The 21,577-nt window shown below is 40.5% G+C and carries 24 protein-coding genes; 20 read left to right on the top strand and 4 right to left on the bottom strand.

Going from position 1 to position 21,577, the window contains the following annotated elements; all coding sequences use genetic code 11:
- The first annotated feature begins 81 nt into the window (after positions 1–81).
- The 8 genes from sodA (at position 82) to pstB (MHI20_RS05290) (ending at position 9,014) form a co-directional block, all read left to right on the top strand.
- Positions 82–690 carry a superoxide dismutase SodA gene (gene sodA / locus MHI20_RS05325; protein WP_007501264.1) on the top strand — a complete coding sequence of 203 codons (609 nt, stop codon included), beginning with the start codon at positions 82–84 and terminating at the stop codon, positions 688–690.
- Between the two features lie 123 nt (positions 691–813).
- Positions 814–2,100, top strand: coding sequence for an MFS transporter (locus MHI20_RS05320; RefSeq protein ID WP_113767109.1), 1,287 nt, complete (start codon positions 814–816; stop codon positions 2,098–2,100).
- A 122-nt stretch (positions 2,101–2,222) separates the two neighbouring features.
- Positions 2,223–4,358: a peptidoglycan D,D-transpeptidase FtsI family protein gene (locus tag MHI20_RS05315; protein WP_017358000.1), complete on the top strand. Its 2,136-nt coding sequence runs from the start codon at positions 2,223–2,225 to the stop codon at positions 4,356–4,358.
- Between the two features lie 214 nt (positions 4,359–4,572).
- A complete protein-coding gene (locus tag MHI20_RS05310) occupies positions 4,573–5,490 on the top strand; it encodes a phosphate ABC transporter substrate-binding protein (protein WP_017367609.1) in 918 nt (305 codons plus the stop codon).
- A gap of 79 nt (positions 5,491–5,569) precedes the next feature.
- Positions 5,570–6,496 carry a phosphate ABC transporter permease subunit PstC gene (gene pstC, locus MHI20_RS05305; protein WP_017357999.1) on the top strand — a complete coding sequence of 309 codons (927 nt, stop codon included), beginning with the start codon at positions 5,570–5,572 and terminating at the stop codon, positions 6,494–6,496.
- Positions 6,496–7,380 carry a phosphate ABC transporter permease PstA gene (pstA, locus tag MHI20_RS05300; protein WP_007501259.1) on the top strand — a complete coding sequence of 295 codons (885 nt, stop codon included), beginning with the start codon at positions 6,496–6,498 and terminating at the stop codon, positions 7,378–7,380. Before pstC ends, pstA begins: the two co-directional genes overlap by 1 nt.
- A gap of 23 nt (positions 7,381–7,403) precedes the next feature.
- Positions 7,404–8,216: a phosphate ABC transporter ATP-binding protein PstB gene (pstB, locus tag MHI20_RS05295; protein ID WP_007501258.1), complete on the top strand. Its 813-nt coding sequence runs from the start codon at positions 7,404–7,406 to the stop codon at positions 8,214–8,216.
- 15 nt (positions 8,217–8,231) lie between these two features.
- Positions 8,232–9,014: a phosphate ABC transporter ATP-binding protein PstB gene (pstB, locus tag MHI20_RS05290; RefSeq protein WP_017367606.1), complete on the top strand. Its 783-nt coding sequence runs from the start codon at positions 8,232–8,234 to the stop codon at positions 9,012–9,014.
- A 44-nt stretch (positions 9,015–9,058) separates the two neighbouring features.
- Here the strand turns inward: pstB (MHI20_RS05290) and MHI20_RS05285 are convergent, their stop codons facing one another.
- A complete protein-coding gene (locus tag MHI20_RS05285; protein WP_008342335.1) occupies positions 9,059–9,559 on the bottom strand; it encodes an endolytic transglycosylase MltG in 501 nt (166 codons plus the stop codon).
- Positions 9,556–9,903 carry a hypothetical protein gene (locus MHI20_RS05280; protein ID WP_003217285.1) on the bottom strand — a complete coding sequence of 116 codons (348 nt, stop codon included), beginning with the start codon at positions 9,901–9,903 and terminating at the stop codon, positions 9,556–9,558. The genes MHI20_RS05285 and MHI20_RS05280 overlap by 4 nt, the downstream gene beginning before the upstream one ends.
- Positions 9,904–10,354: 451 nt before the next feature.
- Here MHI20_RS05280 and rpmG point away from each other — a divergent pair, with 451 nt between their 5' ends.
- The 11 genes from rpmG (at position 10,355) to MHI20_RS05225 (ending at position 20,118) form a co-directional block, all read left to right on the top strand.
- Positions 10,355–10,504, top strand: a complete 150-nt coding sequence (rpmG, locus tag MHI20_RS05275; RefSeq protein WP_008360061.1) for a 50S ribosomal protein L33 — start codon at positions 10,355–10,357, stop codon at positions 10,502–10,504.
- A gap of 49 nt (positions 10,505–10,553) precedes the next feature.
- Entirely contained in the window at positions 10,554–11,114 is a 561-nt protein-coding gene (locus MHI20_RS05270) for a 5-formyltetrahydrofolate cyclo-ligase (protein ID WP_110487388.1), read from the top strand.
- 84 nt (positions 11,115–11,198) lie between these two features.
- Positions 11,199–11,663 carry a hypothetical protein gene (locus tag MHI20_RS05265; RefSeq protein ID WP_113767108.1) on the top strand — a complete coding sequence of 155 codons (465 nt, stop codon included), beginning with the start codon at positions 11,199–11,201 and terminating at the stop codon, positions 11,661–11,663.
- Between the two features lie 100 nt (positions 11,664–11,763).
- Positions 11,764–11,937, top strand: coding sequence for a hypothetical protein (locus MHI20_RS05260; protein WP_017367602.1), 174 nt, complete (start codon positions 11,764–11,766; stop codon positions 11,935–11,937).
- Positions 11,938–12,024: 87 nt separating this feature from the next.
- Entirely contained in the window at positions 12,025–13,563 is a 1,539-nt protein-coding gene (locus MHI20_RS05255) for a rhomboid family protein (RefSeq protein WP_045034375.1), read from the top strand.
- Between the two features lie 70 nt (positions 13,564–13,633).
- The gene (locus MHI20_RS05250) at positions 13,634–13,837 is read left to right on the top strand and encodes a YqgQ family protein (protein WP_008342322.1); all 204 of its coding nucleotides are present in this window, start codon (positions 13,634–13,636) and stop codon (positions 13,835–13,837) included.
- A 13-nt stretch (positions 13,838–13,850) separates the two neighbouring features.
- Positions 13,851–14,804, top strand: coding sequence for an ROK family glucokinase (locus MHI20_RS05245; protein ID WP_045034374.1), 954 nt, complete (start codon positions 13,851–13,853; stop codon positions 14,802–14,804).
- Between the two features lie 212 nt (positions 14,805–15,016).
- Positions 15,017–16,936: an LTA synthase family protein gene (locus MHI20_RS05240; protein ID WP_025207626.1), complete on the top strand. Its 1,920-nt coding sequence runs from the start codon at positions 15,017–15,019 to the stop codon at positions 16,934–16,936.
- A gap of 84 nt (positions 16,937–17,020) precedes the next feature.
- Complete coding sequence (locus tag MHI20_RS05235; RefSeq protein ID WP_041506951.1) at positions 17,021–18,142, top strand: M14 family metallopeptidase; 1,122 nt, start codon at positions 17,021–17,023, stop codon at positions 18,140–18,142.
- Positions 18,143–18,472: 330 nt separating this feature from the next.
- Complete coding sequence (locus MHI20_RS05230) at positions 18,473–19,726, top strand: MFS transporter (RefSeq protein ID WP_041506952.1); 1,254 nt, start codon at positions 18,473–18,475, stop codon at positions 19,724–19,726.
- A 77-nt stretch (positions 19,727–19,803) separates the two neighbouring features.
- Positions 19,804–20,118, top strand: a complete 315-nt coding sequence (locus tag MHI20_RS05225) for an MTH1187 family thiamine-binding protein (RefSeq protein ID WP_017367597.1) — start codon at positions 19,804–19,806, stop codon at positions 20,116–20,118.
- 24 nt (positions 20,119–20,142) lie between these two features.
- On the opposite strand, the gene MHI20_RS05220 is transcribed toward MHI20_RS05225, so the two are convergent.
- Positions 20,143–20,316, bottom strand: a complete 174-nt coding sequence (locus MHI20_RS05220; RefSeq protein ID WP_003217333.1) for a DUF2759 domain-containing protein — start codon at positions 20,314–20,316, stop codon at positions 20,143–20,145.
- A 160-nt stretch (positions 20,317–20,476) separates the two neighbouring features.
- On the opposite strand from MHI20_RS05220, the gene MHI20_RS05215 reads away from it, so the two are divergent.
- The gene (locus tag MHI20_RS05215; RefSeq protein ID WP_017357989.1) at positions 20,477–21,115 is read left to right on the top strand and encodes an MBL fold metallo-hydrolase; all 639 of its coding nucleotides are present in this window, start codon (positions 20,477–20,479) and stop codon (positions 21,113–21,115) included.
- 48 nt (positions 21,116–21,163) lie between these two features.
- Here the strand turns inward: MHI20_RS05215 and MHI20_RS05210 are convergent, their stop codons facing one another.
- Positions 21,164–21,406, bottom strand: coding sequence for a DUF2626 domain-containing protein (locus MHI20_RS05210; protein ID WP_003217440.1), 243 nt, complete (start codon positions 21,404–21,406; stop codon positions 21,164–21,166).
- Positions 21,407–21,577: the final 171 nt, after the last annotated feature.

Raw genomic sequence — 21,577 nt, 5'->3', positions numbered from 1 at the left:
TTGATACTCTTTGATTAGGGTGAATTGCTTGCTTACTAAGGAAGCATTTCAGTACATACATTTCTAAGGAGGAATTTAACCATGGCTTTTAAACTTCCAGAATTACCATATGCTTACGATGCATTAGAACCACATATCGACAAGGAAACAATGACGATTCACCACACAAAACACCACAACACTTATGTAACAAACTTAAACAAAGCAATCGAAGGTGTATCAGCTCTTGAAGATCAATCAATTGAAGAGCTAGTGGCTAACTTGAACTCTGTGCCTGAAAACATTCGTACAGCTGTACGTAACAATGGCGGAGGACATGCGAACCACTCATTATTCTGGACGCTTCTTTCACCAAACGGTGGCGGCGCACCAACTGGTGAACTTGCAGATGCGATCGAAAAAGAATTAGGCGGATTTGAAAAATTCAAATCTGATTTCGCTGCAGCAGCTGCAGGACGCTTTGGTTCTGGTTGGGCATGGCTTGTTGTGAACAATGGCAAACTTGAAATCACAAGCACACCAAACCAAGATTCTCCTTTAACTGAAGGAAAAACACCAATCCTAGGACTAGACGTTTGGGAGCATGCTTACTACCTAAACTACCAAAACCGTCGTCCTGATTACATTTCAGCATTCTGGAATGTTGTGAACTGGGATGAAGTGGCTCGCCTTTACAGCGAAGCTAAATAAATGATTTGATTTGAAAAGACCTGCTTCTCTCTGAGAGCGGGTCTTTTTATATTTTCCCTCCTTTTTTTACATATCTGCCTTTTGATGAGACAGACTATTGTGTAGAAAAGGAGAATGAATGATATGAGCAGATTAAAGAAAATGTTCGGGGACATGGATGTCACAAGAGATTTATTGCTCCTCCTCACGATTGGCGGATTATACGCACTTGCGATTGCGCTTTCGAATACGTTTGTGAACGTGTATTTATGGAAACAGTCTGGGCGATTTACAGATCTTGCGATTTATAACTTGGCGATAGTTGTCCTTCAGCCCATTACCTTTTTATTTGCTGGTCGGCTCGCTAAAAAAATAGATCGTGCATTTGTCCTTCGTTTCGGTGTCATCTTCTTAGCCGCTTTTTACTTAATTGTTCTCATGGCAGGAGAGCAAGCGGCAGCTCGGCTCGTGTTACTAGGCAGTGTGCTTGGAATCGGCTATGGTTTTTACTGGCTTGCCTTTAACGTGCTCACTTTTGAGATCACTGAACCTGAAACAAGGGATTTCTTTAATGGATTTTTAGGAGTGCTTACCTCTACAGCCGGTATGATTGGGCCGCTCATTGCAGGAATTGTGATTTCTCAATTAACGGATGATACAGGCTATACAGTGATTTTCACTTTATCGCTTTTTTTGTTTTCACTAGCGGTGGTGATGAGTTTTTTCCTCAAGAGGAGACAATCAAAAGGAAAATTTATCATTAAGCAAATTTGGAAAGAGCGCCATGCGGACGAGAATTGGCGTAAGATCACAACTGCTCACTTTTTTCAGGGGCTCCGTGAAGGCGTGTTTGTCTTTTTAATCAGTGTCTTTGTGTTTATTGCAACAAACAGTGAGCTTGCTTTAGGCACATTTGGTCTAGTCAATTCAGGTGTTGCCTTTTTTGCCTATTTTTTTGCTACTCGTTTGATTAAGAAAAAATGGCGCAAAAAAGCGATTATGCTTGGCGGGCTTATTTTATACGGCGCTTTATTTTTAATCGTCTTTCACTTGTCCTATGTATCACTGCTTATGTACGCAGTAGCCATTGCGATCGGCTACCCGCTTCTGCTAGTTCCGTATGTCTCTTTAACTTACGATGTCATCGGTCATGCCAGATATGCAAGAAAAGCCCGAATTGAATATATTGTCGTCAGAGAACTATTTTTAAATGCAGGGCGTATTTGTTCGATTGTCTTTTTTCTTTTATCTGTCACCTTACTGGGCGATCGGCTTGGAATTCCTGCTTCACTTGTCGTACTCGGAGCGGGGCACACCCTTATTTATTATTTTGTAAAGGACATTCATTTAAAAGAGAAAACAGCTGATATAGAAGAGGCTGACGGTCAAAAGCCTGTTTCTCAAACGAACCTTATGAAGGGAGAAAGGTAAAATTTCTTACCAATGGAACATCAAATTTCTAGATAAATGATAGAAAAACCGCTAAAATGATGATGGCACCTTTTATACACAAAAAGGGGTGCCATTTCTTTCTTGATAGAAAAGGTGATGTGATGAGAAACAAGAAAAACAAAAAAGACGCGAAGGAAGGGCGCAAAACACTTCCGATCCGGCTGAATTTATTATTTTTAGCTGCGTTCATTATTTTTACCGGTGTTGTGGTCAGACTCGGTTTTGTGCAGATTGTGAATGGAGAAGATTATAAAAAGCAGGCAGAAAAACAAGAAGACGTAAATGTCAGCTCATCTGCTCCGCGCGGAAAAATTTATGATCGAAATTATAACACGATTGTCAGCAATAAAGCGCTAAATGCCATTACATATACGAGAACCTCGACGACTTCACAAGAAGAGCGGCTCAAAGTGGCAACAAAATTAGCGGATATGATTCACGTAAGTACGAAGAAAATCACAGATCGTGATAAAAAAGATTTCTGGATCTTAACCCATCCGAATGAAGCGAAAAAGCTTGTTCAAAAAGAAGCCGATTTAAAGGGTGACGATAAGGTCTCTGATGATAAACTATACGAGCTCCAGCTGAAACGCATCACAGACAAGGAATTAAATCAACTGACGAAAAAAGATTTGCAAGTGCTTGCGATTAAAAGACAAATGGATGCAGGCTATGCACTTACGCCTCAATTCATTAAAAACGAAGATGTTAAACCAAGTGAAATTGCTTACGTCTCTGAGCATTTGGACGAGCTGCCAGGTGTAGATGTCACAACAGATTGGTCACGCAGCTATCCTTATAAAGGACTGCTTCGCAGTATGCTCGGCAGTGTGTCTTCAAGTGATGAAGGTCTTCCGTCGTCACTGCTTGAACATTATCTATCACTCGGCTACAGCCGAAATGATCGTGTAGGAAAAAGCTATCTTGAATATCAATATGAAGATGTCCTGCAAGGTCAAAAAGAAAAAGAACAAAGTACAACGGATAAAGAAGGCAATGTCACAAGCTCTAAAGTGTTAACAGAAGGAAAGAGCGGGAAAGACCTTGTGCTGACGATTGATATTCAGCTGCAAAAAGCGGTGGAAAAAATCATCGAAAAGAACTTGAAAAGTGCGAAGCAAAGAGGCGGCACAGAACTTCTTGATCGTGCGTTTGTTGTCATGATGGACCCGAGAAATGGGGAAGTGCTCTCGATTGCGGGTAAACAGATTACCAATAAGAATGGGACATACAAATTTGATGACTATGCACTAGGAACGATGACATCATCATATGCGATGGGATCAGCAGTAAAAGGGGCAACTGTACTGACAGGTTATAAAACAGGCGTCCTTCACATTGGAAGCACCCAATACGATGAACCGCTCTATATCGCTCAGTCACCGCCGAAAAAATCCTATCAAAATATGGGACTCATTAATGATTTAACCGCACTAGAACGTTCATCAAACGTGTATATGTTTAAAACAGCGATTGCAATCGGGAAAGGGGAATATCGTAAGAATCAGCCGCTCCCAATTGATACAAAGGCGTTTGATACGTTCCGTTACAATTTTAGTAAATTTGGTCTTGGAGTGGAGACAGGTATTGACCTGCCAAACGAAGCAACTGGCTATCGTGGAACGTCTACACAATCCGGTCTTTTACTTGACTATGCGATTGGACAATATGACACGTTTACACCGCTACAAATGGCGCAATACGTCTCAACGATTGCCAATGGCGGCTATCGTTTACGTCCTCAGCTCGTAAAAGAAGTGAGAGAGCCAGATCCGCAAAGAGGCATTGGGGCTGTAACGGAGTCCGTCAAGCCGGATGTACTGAATAAGCTCGATATGACAAGTGATGAGATCAAACGCGTACAGCAAGGATTCAAGCTTGTGATGCAGAACCCAAGAGGGACAGCATATTCGAACTTTGGCAACAAAAAATACAATCCAGCTGGCAAAACAGGGACCGCTCAATCATTCTATGACGGCCCGATTAAAAGCAAACGAGGCACACCGACGTATAACACAACACTTGTTGCGTATGCGCCTGCTGATAATCCAGAAGTAGCGATTTCAGTTGTCGTGCCTTGGGTGTATCAAGATTACAACCAGCGCTATCCGATTACAAATGATATTGGTGAACAAGTATTAGACAAGTACTTTGAACTGAAATCGAAACAGGAAAGCAATGATACACAAGCGAAGAACAAAAACAAAATTGAAAATGAAGCAGAAACAAATAACTAGACCTATTCTAGGTAAAAACGCTCACTTTTTGTGGGCGTTTTTTTATATTTTCTTCAAACTTTTCGATATAAATTGACAAAAATCATAAAAAACCCCGCAATTTCTCTACAAATCTTCGACATTTACAAAACCTTAACATTCCATTTAAACGAAATTAATAAAGAACCTTTAATGTATTACTCGTAGGACAAATTATTCAGGGGGTATTCTTGAAATGAAAAAGAACAAATTATGGCTGCTTACTTTCCTTACTATCGCATTGTTAGCATTCGTCACAGCATGCGGAAACAGCAGCTCAAGCGGAGATTCAAAAGACAGTAAAGGAAATGCTTCAAACAAAGATGAGGCATCAGGTTCCATTACCATCTCAGGATCATCTGCGATGCAGCCTTTAGTTCTTGCGGCAGCAGAAAAATTCATGGATAAACATCCAAAAGCCGATATTCAAGTACAAGCCGGCGGTTCAGGAACAGGACTTTCTCAAGTATCAGAAGGATCTGTACAAATTGGTAACTCAGATGTATTCGCAGAAGAGAAAGACGGAATCGACGCAAAAGCTTTAAAAGACCACAAAGTAGCAGTTGTTGGAATGGCGGCAGCTGTTAACCCTGAAGTTGGTGTCAAAGACATCACAAAGGACGAATTGAAAAAAATCTTCACTGGTAAAATCAAAAACTGGAAAGAGCTTGGCGGGAAAGACCAAAAAATCACACTTGTGAACAGACCAGACTCATCAGGAACTCGTGCAACATTTGTGAAATATGCACTTGACGGCGCGACACCTGCAGAAGGAATCACAGAGGATTCTTCAAACACAGTGAAAAAGTTGATTGCAGAAACACCAGGTGCGATTGGGTACCTAGCATTCTCTTATTTAACAGATGACAAAATTACACCGCTTAGCATTGATGGTGTGAAACCAGAAGAAAGCAATGTAGAAAGCGGTAAATATACAATTTGGGCATATGAGCACTCTTATACAAAAGGTGAGCCAGAAGGTTTAGCAAAACAATTTTTAGATTACTTGATGAGTGACGAAGTACAAAAAGAAATTGTTAAAGACCAAGGCTACATCTCAGTCTCTAATATGAAAGTAGAAAGAGACGCAACAGGCAAACAAACAGATAAGTAAGAGGTCTTGAATTGATGATGAAGGAAAAGTGGAGCTTTTCACTTTTCCTTTTATGACATTCATAGGAGTGTAGAAAAAGATGAAACAGATAGAACATACAGAAGCGAGCGATCGACTGATCAGCTCGAAAAAAAATAGGCAAATGGATGAAGTAAGAGGAAGTATTTTGGTGAAATTTTGCGCATTCTTAATGATTGCTGTATCAATTGCCATCACGATCTTCCTTGGTATTAAGGGTTTACAATCTTTCATCGTAAATGGTGTAAGCCCAATTGAGTTCTTAACCAGTATCAATTGGAACCCTACAGCGGAAAATCCGCAATACGGCGCATTTCCATTTATCTTTGGATCAATCGCTGTCACGCTTCTATCAGCACTCATAGCAGCACCGCTAGGCATTGCAGGAGCGATCTTTATGACAGAAATTGCACCTGCATGGGGACGGAAAATTCTCCAGCCAGTGATTGAACTGCTTGTAGGGATTCCATCCGTTGTTTACGGATTCATAGGTCTTACAGTATTGGTGCCGTTTATTGGACACTTCAAGTCAAGCGGTTCAGGGCACAGTGTTTTAGCAGGAACGATTGTCCTGTCTATTATGATTCTGCCAACTGTTACATCCATTGCAACTGACGCAATGGCTTCACTTCCAAAAAGTTTACGTGAAGGATCGTATGCATTAGGCGCAACAAGATGGCAAACGATCAGACGTGTTCTTGTACCGGCAGCGCTTCCGACATTAATGACAGCGGTCGTACTTGGAATGGCAAGAGCATTTGGAGAAGCCCTTGCCGTTCAGATGGTCATTGGAAACACGCGTAATCTACCAGAAAGTATTATGGACACAGCTGGTACATTAACAACCATTATTACGTTAAACATGGGACATACAACGTATGGAAGTGTTGAAAACAATACACTTTGGTCAATGGGACTTGTCCTTCTAGTTGTATCATTTATGTTCATACTCATTATCAGATACTTGTCATCTAGGAGGAAGATTTAATGAATAGCAAAATGACCGATCGTTTTGCCACAATCGTTTTTGGATTATGTGCCGCCATTATTACGGCGATACTTGTTGGCTTGTTTTCTTATATCATCTTCAACGGTGCCAAAGAATTAAATTTTGACTTTTTGACTACCCGCTCAAGTGCGATTGGCTCTGGTGGCGGTATTAGGGATCAGCTGTTTAACTCGTTTTACATTTTATTTATTACAATGCTGTTTACCGTGCCTCTTGGCGTGGGCGGCGGGGTGTACATGGCAGAATATGCACCTCAAAACAAAGTGACTGATTTTATTCGTACATGTATTGAAGTGTTATCGTCTCTGCCTTCAATTGTCATCGGTATGTTTGGTTTGCTGATGTTTGTTAATTTAACAGGATGGGGCTATACGATCATCGGAGGAGCCCTTGCGCTAACTGTCTTTAATCTGCCAGTGATGGTCAGGGTGACAGAAGATGCACTTCGATCTGTACCGAAGGATCAAAAGGAAGCATCGCTTGCGCTCGGTGTGACAAAGTGGCATACAGTGAAGACGGTTCTGATCCCAGGTGCGATTCCATCCATTATTACCGGAGCGATTTTAGCATCGGGAAGAGTTTTCGGTGAGGCGGCTGCTCTTCTTTTCACAGCAGGTCTTTCAACACCGCGTCTTGATTTTACAAACTGGAGTCCTTTCTCCGATACGTCACCACTCAATATTTTTAGACCGGCAGAAACATTAGCCGTTCATATATGGAACGTCAATACACAGGGGATTATTCCAGATGCAGAGGCCATTGCAAATGGTGCATCAGCCGTACTTGTGCTCTCTGTATTAGTATTCAACTTAGCAGCTAGATGGCTTGGTTCATTTATTCATAAGAAGCTTACGTCAAAATAAATAGTGAGAGGTGTGAAGGGGAAATGGTTCAAATGCTAGCAGAAAAAAAAGAGATTGCAGCAAAAAAGGCTCCACTTCAAGCGGAACAGATTCTACAGGTGCAGGATTTAAGTATTTATTATGGTGAAAAAAGAGCAGTCAATCAAATTTCATTTGAAATTGAAAAAAATGCAATCACTGCATTAATCGGCCCATCGGGGTGCGGAAAATCGACTTTTTTACGCAGCATTAACCGCATGAACGACCTAATTCCAGGTGCACGAAGTGAAGGGGCGATCATGTACGAAGGATTAAATATTTTGGATGACCGTATTAATGTGGTGAATTTAAGAAGAGAAATCGGGATGGTCTTCCAAAAGCCAAATCCATTTCCTAAATCCATCTACAACAACATTACGCATGCGTTAAAATATGCGGGTGAAAAAAGGAAATCAGTGCTTGATGATGCGGTAGAAGAAAGTTTAACAAAGGCAGCGCTATGGGATGAGGTCAAAGATCGCTTGCACCGCTCTGCCTTATCATTATCAGGCGGCCAGCAGCAGCGTCTCTGTATTGCACGTACCCTTGCGATGAAACCTAGCGTGCTTTTATTAGATGAACCGGCTTCTGCCTTAGACCCGATCTCAAATGCAAAAATTGAAGAGCTATTATCGGAATTAAAACATGATTATTCGATTGTCATTGTCACACACAATATGCAGCAAGCGTTACGTGTATCTGATCATACAGCCTTTTTCCTGAACGGTGATCTAGTGGAATACGATGCGACTGAACGTATCTTTACACGTCCTGCGCAGCAAAAAACAGAAGACTATATTAATGGTCGATTTGGATAAGGCGGGTGGATTTTGATGAATGCAGTAGCAACTGAAACAGCTAAAAAAGAAGTGTTTCGTGTGAATGATATGAACCTTTGGTACGGACAGCATCATGCACTGAAGCATATTGATTTAGACATTAAAGAGCATGAGGTCACAGCGATTATCGGTCCGTCCGGCTGCGGAAAGTCAACATTTATAAAGACCTTAAATCTCATGGTCAAAACAGTGCCAGGTGTGAAAATCACCGGGGATATGATGTATAACGGTGACAATATTTTAAAAGGCCGTGTCGATCTAGTGGAACTGCGTAAAAACGTCGGGATGGTCTTTCAAAAAGGAAACCCATTCCCTCAATCTATCTTTGATAATGTCGTCTACGGGCCAAGAATTCACGGGGTGAAGAGCAAGCAGCAATTGAAAGAAATCGCTGAAAAAGCGCTTCGTGATGTTGCCCTTTGGGATGAAGTGAAAGATCGATTAAGTGCGCCTGCATTAGGTCTTTCCGGCGGTCAGCAGCAGCGTCTTTGTATCGCAAGAGCCATTGCCACAAGCCCGGATATTCTATTAATGGATGAACCAACATCTGCGCTTGATCCTGTTTCAACATTAAAGATTGAAGAATTAATCATGAAACTGAAAGAGAAATATACGATTGCCATTGTGACGCATAATATGCAGCAAGCGGCAAGGGTATCAGACCGAACAGCGTTCTTTTTGATGGGCGAGCTTGTTGAGGTCAATGATACGAATGTGATGTTCTCAGAGCCAAATGATCAAAGAACAAATGATTATATATCAGGACGATTTGGATAATCAAAAACCCCCTGAAGGTCAATGCCGCCAGGGGGTTTTTGATGTTATTTTGTTAAGGCTTTGACGATTTGTTTGAATGTCATACCTGTTTTTAAATTGAATTTGCCGGCACGAATTTCTTTATGGTAGCCTGCGTCTATCACGTAATCATTAAAATCTTTAGACGAGTTGATGATTCCGTCCTTTTCAAGCATGTCTGAAACATCACTTGTGCTCATACCGTTTTTAATCACGAATTTAACCGTTTTGCCTTTTGGCTTGTCCGTTGTTTGTTTATCGTTCTGAGAATCGCCGTCTTCATTTGCTTTCAGCGCTTTTTCTTTATAATCAAGAAGTTGTTGATATGTTTCACGGCTGACGGAGACTTCTTTTTTAGAGTCTAAGTAATTTTTCACGTCAGTGTCTGTCACTTTCGCTGCGAGGGTTTCTTTTGTTGTAGAATCAGCTGCCGCTTCATCTTTTCCAGTAAGGAAAAAGACGATCGCCAGAACACCGGTTGCAAGAATCATACCTGCTGCAAACGTTTGGATGCTTTTTTTCGTCATACAAGCACCCTCTCGTTGTCTTTAATGATCATGTTCACATCTTCTACAGATACATGCTCAGCGCGCGCAATCGCCTCAGGAGACATGCCATTTTGATGCTTTGAAATGATTTGTCTTGCAATAGATGGATCAATTTCTGAATGCTTGCGGACAACGATGTTTGTTTCAAGCAATTCTTCTTCAAGAACCTTCATTTTCTTTTTCAGTTTATAGATTTCTTGCATTGCAGATAGTTGAAGTGTTTCAAGTTCCTGTTCGACTTCTTTAATCGGCTCTCTTTGAAAATATGAGAATGCGATCAGTACAATACTGACAACAAGCAATCCGATAATTGCAATTTCCATGTTTCATCACCTTTTATTCATATTTTAATGCTGAAAGCCAAAAAAGGCTCTCATGATTGTTTCAGACAGTTTTCGACCCTTCTTTTTTATACCATAAAAAAGCTAGTTTCAAAAGGAATTGCTGAAAAAATCACCTTTTTTTCATCATTTTTCTTTTTATAGGGAAACCAAGTATGAAAACCTTGCCCGCTGTTAAAATAAAAGAAGACGGATCAGATGAAAAAAAGCTGTGGTCCAAAGAGGGGGTTCTCACGTATACAGTACGACAAAGAACGTGTTTTTATAGGGGAGAAGGCGATTTTTCATCACATGACCAGACAATATGGATCAGGATGCGGGTGGAATGCATTGAAAAATGAAATTGGTGAAAAAACATTCTAGCATTCCTTAGCTAGAAGTGGTATTATAGTTAGGTCTGAATGTGAATTGATTTTAGTTTGGAGGGAAAAACATGCGCGTAAATATTACTCTAGCTTGCACTGAATGCGGTGAGCGTAACTATATTACTAAAAAGAATAAGCGAAACAATCCAGATCGCGTTGAATTCAAAAAGTATTGCTCACGTGATAAAAAACAAACTTTACATCGTGAAACAAAGTAAGCAGCAGGGAATTTTCCTGCTGTTTTTTTATGATGGGAGATGAACCTGTATGAAAAAGGAGCTCCGCCTTCAAACATTGGCCATGCTTGATCAGATAAGCGCTGAAGAGTTCAATCGCTACGCCGCTCTAATTCATGAACACGTGCTGCAGCTGTCAGAATGGAAACAGGCGAAAACGATTGCTTTGACTATGTCTAGGGGAAAAGAAATACCGACAATGCCTCTGATTGAAAAAGCGTGGGAAGAAGGAAAAACAGTTTGTATTCCCACCTGTTTTCCGAAAACAAAAGAGATGGTGTTTTATGAATATACACCTGAAACAAAGATGACATCCAGCTACTTTGGACTATTGGAGCCAGACCCTCTTGAGTCTACAGCTGTTCATAAAGAAGCCATTGATTTGATCATTGTCCCTGGGGTGTGCTTCGATCAACGTGGTTACCGGATTGGGTTTGGTGGGGGCTATTATGATCGCTACTTAGCGGACTACCACGGCGTAACCATTGCCCTTTGTTTGTCTTTACAGCAGACGAGGCATATTCAGGCTGAAGCGCACGACATACCGGTATCTATGATTGTCAGTGAAAAAGGTACGTTATATCAAAAGTGAAAGCCCGCTCATTGTCCAAAAACGGGCTTTTTGTGTTGAGCTCGTTTCATTAGCTCAGGGCATTTTAGCTAGTAGGAGTCATATATGAAAAAATTTCGAGGAAAGAAAAGATACTTCCGTAATTTGTGGGAGGAAGTGAATACTTTTGACTTACAACTCGATCATGATTATTGGTTCAATTTTTTTCATACCCATCTTGATTTTTGGGGTGTTGGGAAAAATAGCTTGAAAATAAGAAGAGAGCATATTAAAGCTCATGTCGCCTTGTACAATAGAACACTCAAGCTGCTTGAAGGTTTTGAAAAGCCATATCAAACATGGATTAGTATTTACGAACAAGATCCTGCATTAGACGCAGTATATATCCATACACCAAATCCAAACGACCTCAACTTTCCGCACAAGATCGAAGAGTTAGAGTGGAATGGTAAACTGCCTCATACGTTCAAGGATTTGATTGACCTTCAACAATTTGATGTATCTTATCTTCAAACAGAGTATGGAGAAGAGTTTTATATTCAATCAAAAGAACAAGGGATTAGGCTGTGAAAACTGACTAATAAAAGACGCCATTGTCAGTGATAAAAATGATGGTTTATGCATAAACAAATCCTATTTAAGCCACGATACGAACATAGGAGGGAATATGATGAATAAAATGATTTGGAGCATTGTGTTCACACTGTTTGCATTCGTTCTTGTGCAAAATCGTTATCGGCTCATGAATTTGATCTTAGGTCAAAACCAAGTGCGTCACTTTTTTATTAAATGGCTGATGAAAATCCCATATTTTCGGACGAAATTTATTCGCCAAGCATTCTAATCCCGCAAAAGCCGGGATTTTTTTTGTTGAGAAATGCGTATAAGAGTAATTCTTGCTATAATAATGTAAAAAATGGAGCGCGAATGAATGAATGTCATAGATAGTCTATTTTGGCGAGTGATTGATGAACTCAGACAAAAAGGATACGAGATGATTCAAAGTCCGTACCCAGAAGATGAAATCTTTTTTGAAGCACCACGAAACTCAGGATATGATCTCATCCGTCTCTATAGAAGAGATGTGAATTTTAGACAGGAGATCGTTCGAGATATGGAAGAGCAGGCCTTTCGGATGAATCAGTTGAGAGAAGCCATGCGTAAACGTTCTCTTCATCTCCTGCAACTACAATTTACAGCTGACCATCCAGTAGATGATTGGGAAGACATAAACGGTCAACCGCAAAAACAACAAAAGGTGACGGTGACACCTGTTTTACTGAATGAAGAAACCCTTCAAAACGATGGACACGAGCTGCAAAAATGGCTGAATACATCACTCTCGATTGATGTAGAAGAGGCGAAGGCAGATACAGCCGAAGATGTAATGCAGCTTAAAATGAACGTGCTTCAGGCATTTCAAGATCAGGAAAAGCAACGTGAACGAGAACGGGCCGTTTTTCAAAATGGCAGACCGATATTTACCTACTTGTTAATCGCAGTTCAAGTGGTGATGTTTCTTTTACTCGAATTATCTGGTGGAAGTACCAATACAGCCACTTTAACAGCATTTGGTGCGAAGAATAATGTGCTGATACTAGAGGGTGAATGGTGGCGTTTTGTGACACCTATGTTTTTACACATTGGTTTGACGCATTTACTCTTTAATACATTTGCTCTTTGGTCCGTTGGAGCAGCTGTTGAGAGAATTTATGGTTCAGGAAGATTTTTGCTGATTTATTTAGTTTCCGGCATCTTTGGCTCCATAGCGAGCTTTGTGTTTAATACAGCCATCGCAGCAGGAGCATCAGGTGCGATCTTTGGCTGTTTAGGCGCATTGTTATATTTAGCGATCTCTAACCGGAAGCTCTTCTTTCGTACGATGGGGACAAATATTATCGTGATTATCCTCATCAACTTAGGGATAGGTTTCACTGTATCAGGGATTGATAATGCAGGGCATCTTGGGGGGCTCGCTGGGGGATTTTTAGCCGCTTTAGCGGTCCGTCTTCCTAAACAGTTTCAGCCTGTCAAAATGCTTCTTGCTAGTCTTCTTCTCCTCCTTATTGGCGGCTTTGGATTGTATACAGGGTTTCATTCAGACGATCAAAAAGAAGCGGCGGCAACTAGCGAGGCAGCGAGTTTATTTGATGAAAAGAACTATAGCGAAGCAAGTCAGCGTCTAGAGGAATATGTAAAGCAAAAGGATGCCTCAGCTGAAGCACTTCATATATATGCGCTTTCCGAAGCGCAGCTTGGACATCTTGACAAGGCCATTGAGTATTTGCAAAAGTCGCTTGAAAAAGATCCAAATGAGCCGAATAAATTGTATCACTTATCGTTGTTGTATGTAGAAAAAGGCGAGACAGCGGAAGCAGACGACTTCATCGAAAAAGCATTAAAACAAGATCCGCAAAATGACCAATTTTTAAAGTTGAAACAATATATTGAAAACACTCAAACACGTTGAATGACTTGACTGAAAGCGTATTTATGAATACGCTTATCCTATCTGTTGATTTAGAGAAATGGTGAAAATAATGAAAACGTTATATGATGTACAGCAGCTGCTCATGAGATTTGGAAATTACGTGTATTTCGGAGATCGTGAAGTGGAATTAGAATTTATGGCAGATGAATTGAAGGAAATGTACACATCGGGCATCATCGATCGAACTGAATGGTCAAACGCAATGACCATCCTTCAAATGGAACTAGCCAAATTAAATCGAAAAACAATGTGAAGGTGGAGGACATATGACAGGGGATTGGTTTGTAGGAGTTGATCTTGGCGGTACGACAATTAAGCTTGCGTTTATTAATCTTTATGGTGAAATTCAGCATAAGTGGGAGATTCCTACGGATAAATCTGGGCAGACAATTACAGTCGACATTGCCAAGTCAATTGATCATAAACTAGTTGAGATCAGCATGCCGAAATCAGCCCTAATTGGGATCGGTATGGGGGCACCTGGACCAGTGGATAAAGTATCCGGAATTGTCTATAAAACAACGAATCTGGGCTGGACAAACTATCCCTTGAAAGACCATTTAGAGGCAGAGACAGGACTTCCATCTGTCATCGAAAATGATGCGAACATTGCTGCACTCGGTGAAATGTGGAAGGGTGCAGGTGATGGCGCCAAAAACATCCTGATGGTTACACTGGGCACAGGGGTTGGCGGCGGTATTATTGTCAATGGAGAAGTGGTTCAAGGCGAAACAGGTGCTGGTGGAGAAATTGGCCATATTTGTGCCGTTCCATTTCAAGGAGCACCATGTAACTGCGGGAGAACAGGCTGTATTGAAACCATTGCGTCTGCCACAGGGATCGTCCGAATCGCAAAGGATACATTACAAACAAAGAGCCATACATCATCACTTGGCTCACTTACTTCGCTCTCTGCAAAGGATGTATTTGAGGCAGCAGAAAACGGAGACGAACTTGGGATGCATGTCGTAGATGAAGTAACAACCCATCTTGGTCTTGTCCTTGCGAATCTAGCCAGTGCCTTAAACCCAACAAAAATCGTCATTGGCGGCGGTGTATCTAAAGCGGGCGAGCTTCTTCGCAGTAAAGTAGAGCGTGTCGTCAAACATCATGCCTTCCCGCCATGTGCTGAGGATGTTGAAGTGGTGATTGCCTCACTAGGAAACGATGCAGGCGTGATCGGCGGTGCATGGATGGCAAAAAACAAGTGGCTGTTTTGAACAAAAATGTCATAATGATGTCATTTTTATTAAAATCAGCGATAGATAGGCATGAAATTGAATGTTTAGCATATTCATAAGTTTGTCATGGGGAAAAAGACATTGATTTTCCAGCATAGACAGGATAAGATATACTTTAGTTATTTTTGAAGAAGCACCAATAATTGGGGATGTCCCTAACCTGAGTGCGTTTTTAGCATAAGGAGGTTACAATGCGAAAGAAAAGATTAAAGGCGATTTCATTTTTACTGATTGCGACTTTGTTAATGTGGGTGAAAACCTATGTTATCTATAAATCTAGTTTTAATATCAAAATTGAAAATTTCATGCAGGAATTTATCCTGTTTATTAATCCGCTTAGCTTTCTCTTGTTTATCTTCGGTATCGGTTTATTCTTTAAAGAAAAAAATCGCAATCGATATATCATCGTGACGAGTTTTGTTCTGACATTTATTTTATTAGCTAACATTGTATTTTATCGATTCTACAGTGATTTTCTAACTATCCCCGTCCTATTTCAAACAAACAATATGGGTGACCTCGGGTCAAGTATTACCTCTTTAATTGAACCAGTTGATTTTCTGATGTTTGTTGATATCATCATTTTAATTTGGCTCTATAAAAAACAGCCTTCCTTTAGAACAGATGTAACGATTTCACGTAAGGGACGTGCAGCTTATTATTTATTTGTGGCAGCCACTTTCTTTTTTAACCTTGGTTTGGCTGAAACAGAAAGACCAGAGCTGTTAACTCGTTCATTTGACCGTGAGATGCTAGTGAAAAACATCAGCTTATATAACTTCCATATTTATGATGGGGTTCTGCAATCGAAGCAATCCGCTCAGCGAGCACTTGCCGACAGCAATAGCTTAACTGAAATTGAAAACTATGTAAGCGCAAATCAAACAGACCGTAATGAAAAGACGTTTGGTCAAGCAAAAGGACGAAATGTCATTTTAGTATCGCTTGAGTCTACTCAGAGCTTTGTGATCAATGAAAAATTGAATGGGAAAGAGATCACGCCGTTCTTAAACAAATTGATCAAGAAAAGCTACAATTTCAGTAATTTCTATCATCAAACGGGTCAAGGGAAAACATCGGACTCCGAGTTTATTGTTGATAATTCACTCTATCCGCTTGGAAGAGGAGCTGTATTTTTCACAAATCCAAGCAACGAGTTCAAAGCCGCACCTGAGTTGTTAAAAGAGGAAGGCTATCATTCTTCTGTTATTCATGCGAATAACAAAAGTTTCTGGAACCGTGACCTGATCTATGACAGCTTTGGCTACGACAAATTTTTTGATATTAAATCATTCGATGTAAATGAAGAAAATTCAGTTGGCTGGGGACTAAAAGATGGTCCGTTTTTTGAGCAGTCAGTAGATTTAATGAAAACGATCCCGCAACCGTTCTATACGAGATTGATTACATTAACGAACCATTTTCCATTTGACTTAGATGAAGAAGATAAGCTCATTGATGAATATGACTCAAAGAGCAAAACGTTGAACAAATACTTCCCTACAGTGCGTTATCAAGATGAGGCACTAAAGCTTTTCTTTAAAAAAATGAAGGAAGCAGGGTTATACGATAATTCCATTTTTGTGTTATATGGTGATCACTACGGGATTTCTGAAAACCATAACGAAGCAATGGGACAATTCTTAAACAAAGACATTACACCTTTTGAAGAAGTTCAGCTTCAAAAAGTACCATTTGTTGTACACATTCCTGGTATCACGGATAAACATCCAAAAGAGATTGATACAGTTGGCGGGCAAGTAGATATCCGTCCAACAGTCATGAACCTTCTAGGAATCGATACAAGCAAGCAAATTCAATTTGGTCATGACCTATTATCAAAAGATACAAATGACTTCACAGTGCTTCGAGATGGAAGTTTTATTACGAAGGACAGTGTTTTTACAGCTGGTGTGTGCTACAACAAAGAAACGGGTGAGCCGAGAGAAGATGAGTCTGGTTGTCAGTCTTATGAAGAAAAGGCAAAACAAGAGCTTCAATTCTCTGATCAAATTATCTATGGAGATCTCCTTAGATTTTATGACCGAAACAACTCGGACCATTCACCATCTAAAAAAGAAGATGACACTGAGCTAAAAAAGGCGTCTTAATTTAAAAGAAAACCTCTGCTATTTACATGCAGAGGTTTTCTTTTTTTACTTACTGGTTCATATAGTGTAAGAGGAGGGATGTAAATGAAAAAGTCGTTTGGCACAATTGAATGGCATCTGGATGAGGCAAGGAAGGAGGATGTGGCAAAGCAGCTTGGTATAGGGAAAGAAGCTTTCCGTTTGTCCAATCAGTCAAATACGGAGCACCTCCTTTTACCGGGGTATAGACTTCCAGAAGGGACCCATTCATTTCAATCGGTAGGTGATGTGCAAAGCTTCATTGCGCCTTACCGGCTCCAGCAATCAGATGATTGGATCAGCGGAACATTTGAATATGATAGCGCTCACTTAGAACGAGAGCTTCAATATTTGAAAGCTGTTTTTCCTTTTCTTCAGATGAGTGTGATTGGTCAATCAGTGCTTGATACGCCCATTTATGAAATCCGTACGGAGCCTGTACAACATTTACATTCCATACATGTTAATGCCTCTTTTCATGCAAATGAATGGATCACGACCTCCGTTTTATTAAAATGGCTTAAATCACTTTGTTTAGCGGCATCGGACCCAGTGCAAGCAAGACATCACGAAGCGGTTCGTATATTGCAGACCACTGCTTTGTCTATTGTCCCGATGGTAAATCCAGACGGTGTTGATTTGGTTCGCAATGGTCCAGAATCTTTAGGGTTGTGCCGTGAGGAGTTCGCACCGCTAAATGGTGGATTTTCCGATTATCGAGAATGGAAGGCGAATATTCGAGGAATTGATTTAAACAATCAATTTCCTGCTTATTGGGAAATCGAATATTATCGTAATAAGCCGAAGGCACCGTCTTATAGGGATTTCCCAGGGCATCAGCCGTTAACAGAACCAGAAGCGAAAGCAATGGCACATCTCGCCTTACGAAAACGCTTTGACCGGTTAATTGCCCTTCATACACAAGGAGAAGAGATATACTGGGGTTTTCTTGGCCACGAACCGGCCATTTCAAAAGAGACGGTCGAACGGTTAGAACGGGTGAGCGGTTACAAAGCGATTCAATATCTTGATAGCTATGCAGGTTATCGAGATTGGTTTATTTATCAATGTAAAAGTGAGGGCTATACGGTGGAACTTGGGCGAGGAAAGAACCCGCTTTCTATGAGTCAATTTGATTCGATCTATGAAAAAACAAAGCGGTTATTGTGGGAAGCATGTAAGTATTAAAAGCACCTAATCGGTGCTTTCAGCGTGTAGACAAACCCTCGCATTCTTTGTCAGTCCTGCGTGCCGGTGCTCACGAATGTGAAATTCACTCCGCGTCAGTACTCGTCCTTCCTAGGGTTGCAAAGGTTTTCTATCACGCTGAAAAGAAGACAAAGGGCTAAAATTAAGTTCATTTTCGCCCTTTGTCAACAATCATTTAATACGTTCAAACCAATCAATTTCTTATGGTCAATAAAAACCGTGCTGATGTGATTGACGAGAGCATCCCTGTAAGCTATTGTGAAAGAGTGGATGTAAAAAAAAGGATATGAATTAGGGAGATGTCGATGATTGAATGCTCAAAGGCTGTGGAAACGGAATTTTACTTATCTATTTGTTTCTAAAATGTGTAAAATTACTGCTGATAGTTTATCTTTTAACACCATTTTGTGGCTTTTAGTGCTAGGGGGAAAAGGAGCAATTGGAACAGCATTTTTTATTGCCGTTAGTTTTGTCCCTCAAGCCATTATTGGGCCGTTTATTACCCCAATGATGAAGCCGCATCAATTGAAATTTTGGATGTGCTTTGCTGATTTAACTCGGGCGGCGATTATTCTTGTGATTGTGGTGAGTTACTTTTATGATTTTTCTCCTTTGGCACTCATCATTGGCGGTATGCTGCTGCATTCAGCGACTGGTGGTTCCTATGAACCAGCTTCGGTGTCCATTATTCCAAAGCTTGTGCATGAAGATGTGATACAAAAGGCGAATGCAACCATTCAATCAGCCAGTCATGTGGTCAGGCTTGTGACTGTGACGATTTGTGGTGTCATGATTGCATTTGTAGGGGTAGGATATACAATGCTTGTGATTATTCCTCTTTACCTCATGTCCGCTTTGCTGGTTTTGCTGATTACATATAAAACGGAAGCGATCATGGATAAAGGAAAAAAAGGATTATCATACGGAAAACGATTAATAAGAGGATTTTCACTTGTGAAAAGTCATCATATTTTGTTTCCATTAGCCATTTTTTGTGTCTGCTCCAATTTTGCTGCGGCACCGTGGGAGGCATTGTCGGTTATTTATTTAACAGAAGATTTACATAGTGGACCAGTAGTATATTCATTCATCAAAGTGACCACGGCATTAGGTGCATTTTTGATGGGATTCGTTTTAACAAAGGTGAAAGTGAATCGATACGGTCTGTTGTTTATCGGGGCAGGGATCGTTGATGGAATTGCATTTTTCATTACAGGGATGAATGCCTTATTACCACTTGTGTTTATATCTGCATTTGCCTTAGGTGCAGCCATCAGTGCAGTCAATGTACCTGAACATACAATGATTCAATTGTCAGTAAAAGCGGAGGATCAGCCACAAGTGTATGCGATTATTAACATGATCTCTTATTTAATGATACCGTTAGGCGCTCTCATTGGTGGTTATATGGCGACGTTATTCGGTTCAGGTTATGTCATTGCAGCAGGAGGACTGATAGAGGCTATTTCAGGTATATGCTTGCTCCTTTTCACAAATATTGGGAAGGTAGAGAGAGCAGATTTGACGATAGAACGGGACAAACCAAGCTTACACGCCACATGATCATGGCATTTTTGAATCGCGATGGGTTACAATGAGAACGAGAAAGAAATAGGATGTCATTGAAAGGAGCAAGAACCATGGCGATAGCAGATGTCACCATCATTCCAATAGGCACTGAGACACCAAGCGTGAGTGCATATGTAGCAGACGTACAAAGATTGTTAGAGGGCTTTCAACAAGAAGGGAAAATCAAATATCAGCTCACACCAATGAATACATTAATTGAAGGGGAGCTATCCGTTTTATTTGAGGTCATTCAGCGTATTCATGAAGCTCCATTTGAAAAGGGTTTACACCGAGTAGCAACCAATATCCGCATAGATGACAGAAGAGATCAAACGACCACCCTTTCAAGCAAATTAGAAAGCGTGAATAAACATTTGAATCAATAGAAAAAGCCTGCTAATTGCAGGCTTTTAATGTGCAGTTGGATAACCGCTATAGATGATGGTCATGACGGTAAACCATCCAAAAACCAAAAATGTGGCGCCAGCGAAAGCAATGGCCAGTACGTTCACTTTTTTGAGTGAGCGATAGATGCCGAGAGCGGCTAAAATCGTGACTAGACCAAAAATAATGACGAGCATCATATGAAAGTCCCCCTTTGTCATCAATCCCCTTGATTTCCTTTCTTTTCATTTTAACCGTTTTCATAAAGCTTGTCGAGTACATTCAAGTTGACGATTGTTTGAATTTTTATTGAATAGCCTTCATAATAAAAAAGAATGAAAAAAGTAGTAGGTGATGAAAATGAATTGGAGAAGAATGCCGCTAGGCTATGTGCAAGCGAACGCATATATTTGGAAAAATGAACAGGGAGAATGTTTAATTTTTGATCCAGGCGGCGAAGCGCAAAAGCTAATTTCTTATGTGAAAGAAAAACAGCTGAAACCACTTGCTGTCTTATTGACACATGCCCATTTTGATCATATTGGTGCAGCAGATGAGGTGCGTCAAGAATGGGGAATTCCGCTTTATGTCCATGAAAAGGAAAAAGAATGGCTGACAAATGCTCAGCTAAACGGTTCAGCTCGACTAATTGGTAACGGAATTACGGTCAAAGAAGCTGAACAATTGATTACGTCAGAAGGACCTCTTCAAATTGGATCGTTTACATTAGAAATGTTCCACACACCAGGTCATTCACCTGGCAGTGTGTCTTACTATTCAGCGGAAGAGGGATTTGTCATTTCTGGTGATACTTTATTCCAAGGCGGTATCGGGAGAACTGATTTAACGGGCGGTAATCAAGACGTGCTGCTTCAATCGATACATGACAAATTGTTGTCATTGCCCGAATCAACTCTTGTGTTAAGTGGACATGGCGAGGAAACAACTGTGCTTACAGAACAGGAGCAAAATCCGTTTATCAATGGGTTTTCTTTATAATAGCACGCACGAAAAAAGCATCTCTTTCAAAGGAGATGCTTTTTTCTATTAATGTCCGGTACCGGGAACCATGATGAAAATCGAATAATATGTAAATCCGGCAAAGAAAATCGTCAAGTACGCTCCGAAAATGTAAATATACATTCTTTCGGATAAATTCAAGTAGGATAAAAATACAAAAAGAACGGTTTGACCGAAGAACAGCAAGGATGCATCTTTCATATGTCCTAAATAGAACATGACAGCAAAAATACCCGTCCAAAACCCAAGAACGCGGAACATGCGATTCATTTCTTTCCCTCCCCTTAAAAAACCCCTTTGATTCATATTATAGCTGATGATCACTTGTTATGTAAACATTTACATTTTTGACAACGTGTGAACATTCATTCTTTCGTTAGAAAAAATTTTTTTGAAAAAGTGATGAAAAAGTGTTTATGCCTAAATGCATGAGGGTACTTA

It is taken from the genome of Bacillus sp. FSL K6-1106 (genome assembly GCF_038005245.1).
Taxonomy (GTDB): Bacteria; Bacillota; Bacilli; order Bacillales; family Bacillaceae; genus Bacillus; species Bacillus altitudinis.
Note: the sequence above shows the minus strand (reverse complement) of the source record. Positions and strands in the feature narration are given on the sequence as shown.

What these genes read in the sequence shown, in the direction of transcription:
- sodA (WP_007501264.1), top strand. Translation starts at nt 82, where the DNA reads ATGGCTTTTAAACTTCCAGAATTACCATATGCTTACGATGCATTAGAA.
- MHI20_RS05320 (WP_113767109.1), top strand. Translation starts at nt 814, where the DNA reads ATGAGCAGATTAAAGAAAATGTTCGGGGACATGGATGTCACAAGAGAT.
- MHI20_RS05315 (WP_017358000.1), top strand. Translation starts at nt 2,223, where the DNA reads ATGAGAAACAAGAAAAACAAAAAAGACGCGAAGGAAGGGCGCAAAACA.
- MHI20_RS05310 (WP_017367609.1), top strand. Translation starts at nt 4,573, where the DNA reads ATGAAAAAGAACAAATTATGGCTGCTTACTTTCCTTACTATCGCATTG.
- pstC (WP_017357999.1), top strand. Translation starts at nt 5,570, where the DNA reads ATGAAACAGATAGAACATACAGAAGCGAGCGATCGACTGATCAGCTCG.
- pstA (WP_007501259.1), top strand. Translation starts at nt 6,496, where the DNA reads ATGAATAGCAAAATGACCGATCGTTTTGCCACAATCGTTTTTGGATTA.
- pstB (WP_007501258.1), top strand. Translation starts at nt 7,404, where the DNA reads ATGGTTCAAATGCTAGCAGAAAAAAAAGAGATTGCAGCAAAAAAGGCT.
- pstB (WP_017367606.1), top strand. Translation starts at nt 8,232, where the DNA reads ATGAATGCAGTAGCAACTGAAACAGCTAAAAAAGAAGTGTTTCGTGTG.
- MHI20_RS05285 (WP_008342335.1), bottom strand. Translation starts at nt 9,559, where the DNA reads ATGACGAAAAAAAGCATCCAAACGTTTGCAGCAGGTATGATTCTTGCA.
- MHI20_RS05280 (WP_003217285.1), bottom strand. Translation starts at nt 9,903, where the DNA reads ATGGAAATTGCAATTATCGGATTGCTTGTTGTCAGTATTGTACTGATC.
- rpmG (WP_008360061.1), top strand. Translation starts at nt 10,355, where the DNA reads ATGCGCGTAAATATTACTCTAGCTTGCACTGAATGCGGTGAGCGTAAC.
- MHI20_RS05270 (WP_110487388.1), top strand. Translation starts at nt 10,554, where the DNA reads ATGAAAAAGGAGCTCCGCCTTCAAACATTGGCCATGCTTGATCAGATA.
- MHI20_RS05265 (WP_113767108.1), top strand. Translation starts at nt 11,199, where the DNA reads ATGAAAAAATTTCGAGGAAAGAAAAGATACTTCCGTAATTTGTGGGAG.
- MHI20_RS05260 (WP_017367602.1), top strand. Translation starts at nt 11,764, where the DNA reads ATGAATAAAATGATTTGGAGCATTGTGTTCACACTGTTTGCATTCGTT.
- MHI20_RS05255 (WP_045034375.1), top strand. Translation starts at nt 12,025, where the DNA reads ATGAATGTCATAGATAGTCTATTTTGGCGAGTGATTGATGAACTCAGA.
- MHI20_RS05250 (WP_008342322.1), top strand. Translation starts at nt 13,634, where the DNA reads ATGAAAACGTTATATGATGTACAGCAGCTGCTCATGAGATTTGGAAAT.
- MHI20_RS05245 (WP_045034374.1), top strand. Translation starts at nt 13,851, where the DNA reads ATGACAGGGGATTGGTTTGTAGGAGTTGATCTTGGCGGTACGACAATT.
- MHI20_RS05240 (WP_025207626.1), top strand. Translation starts at nt 15,017, where the DNA reads ATGCGAAAGAAAAGATTAAAGGCGATTTCATTTTTACTGATTGCGACT.
- MHI20_RS05235 (WP_041506951.1), top strand. Translation starts at nt 17,021, where the DNA reads ATGAAAAAGTCGTTTGGCACAATTGAATGGCATCTGGATGAGGCAAGG.
- MHI20_RS05225 (WP_017367597.1), top strand. Translation starts at nt 19,804, where the DNA reads ATGGCGATAGCAGATGTCACCATCATTCCAATAGGCACTGAGACACCA.
- MHI20_RS05220 (WP_003217333.1), bottom strand. Translation starts at nt 20,316, where the DNA reads ATGATGCTCGTCATTATTTTTGGTCTAGTCACGATTTTAGCCGCTCTC.
- MHI20_RS05215 (WP_017357989.1), top strand. Translation starts at nt 20,477, where the DNA reads ATGAATTGGAGAAGAATGCCGCTAGGCTATGTGCAAGCGAACGCATAT.
- MHI20_RS05210 (WP_003217440.1), bottom strand. Translation starts at nt 21,406, where the DNA reads ATGAATCGCATGTTCCGCGTTCTTGGGTTTTGGACGGGTATTTTTGCT.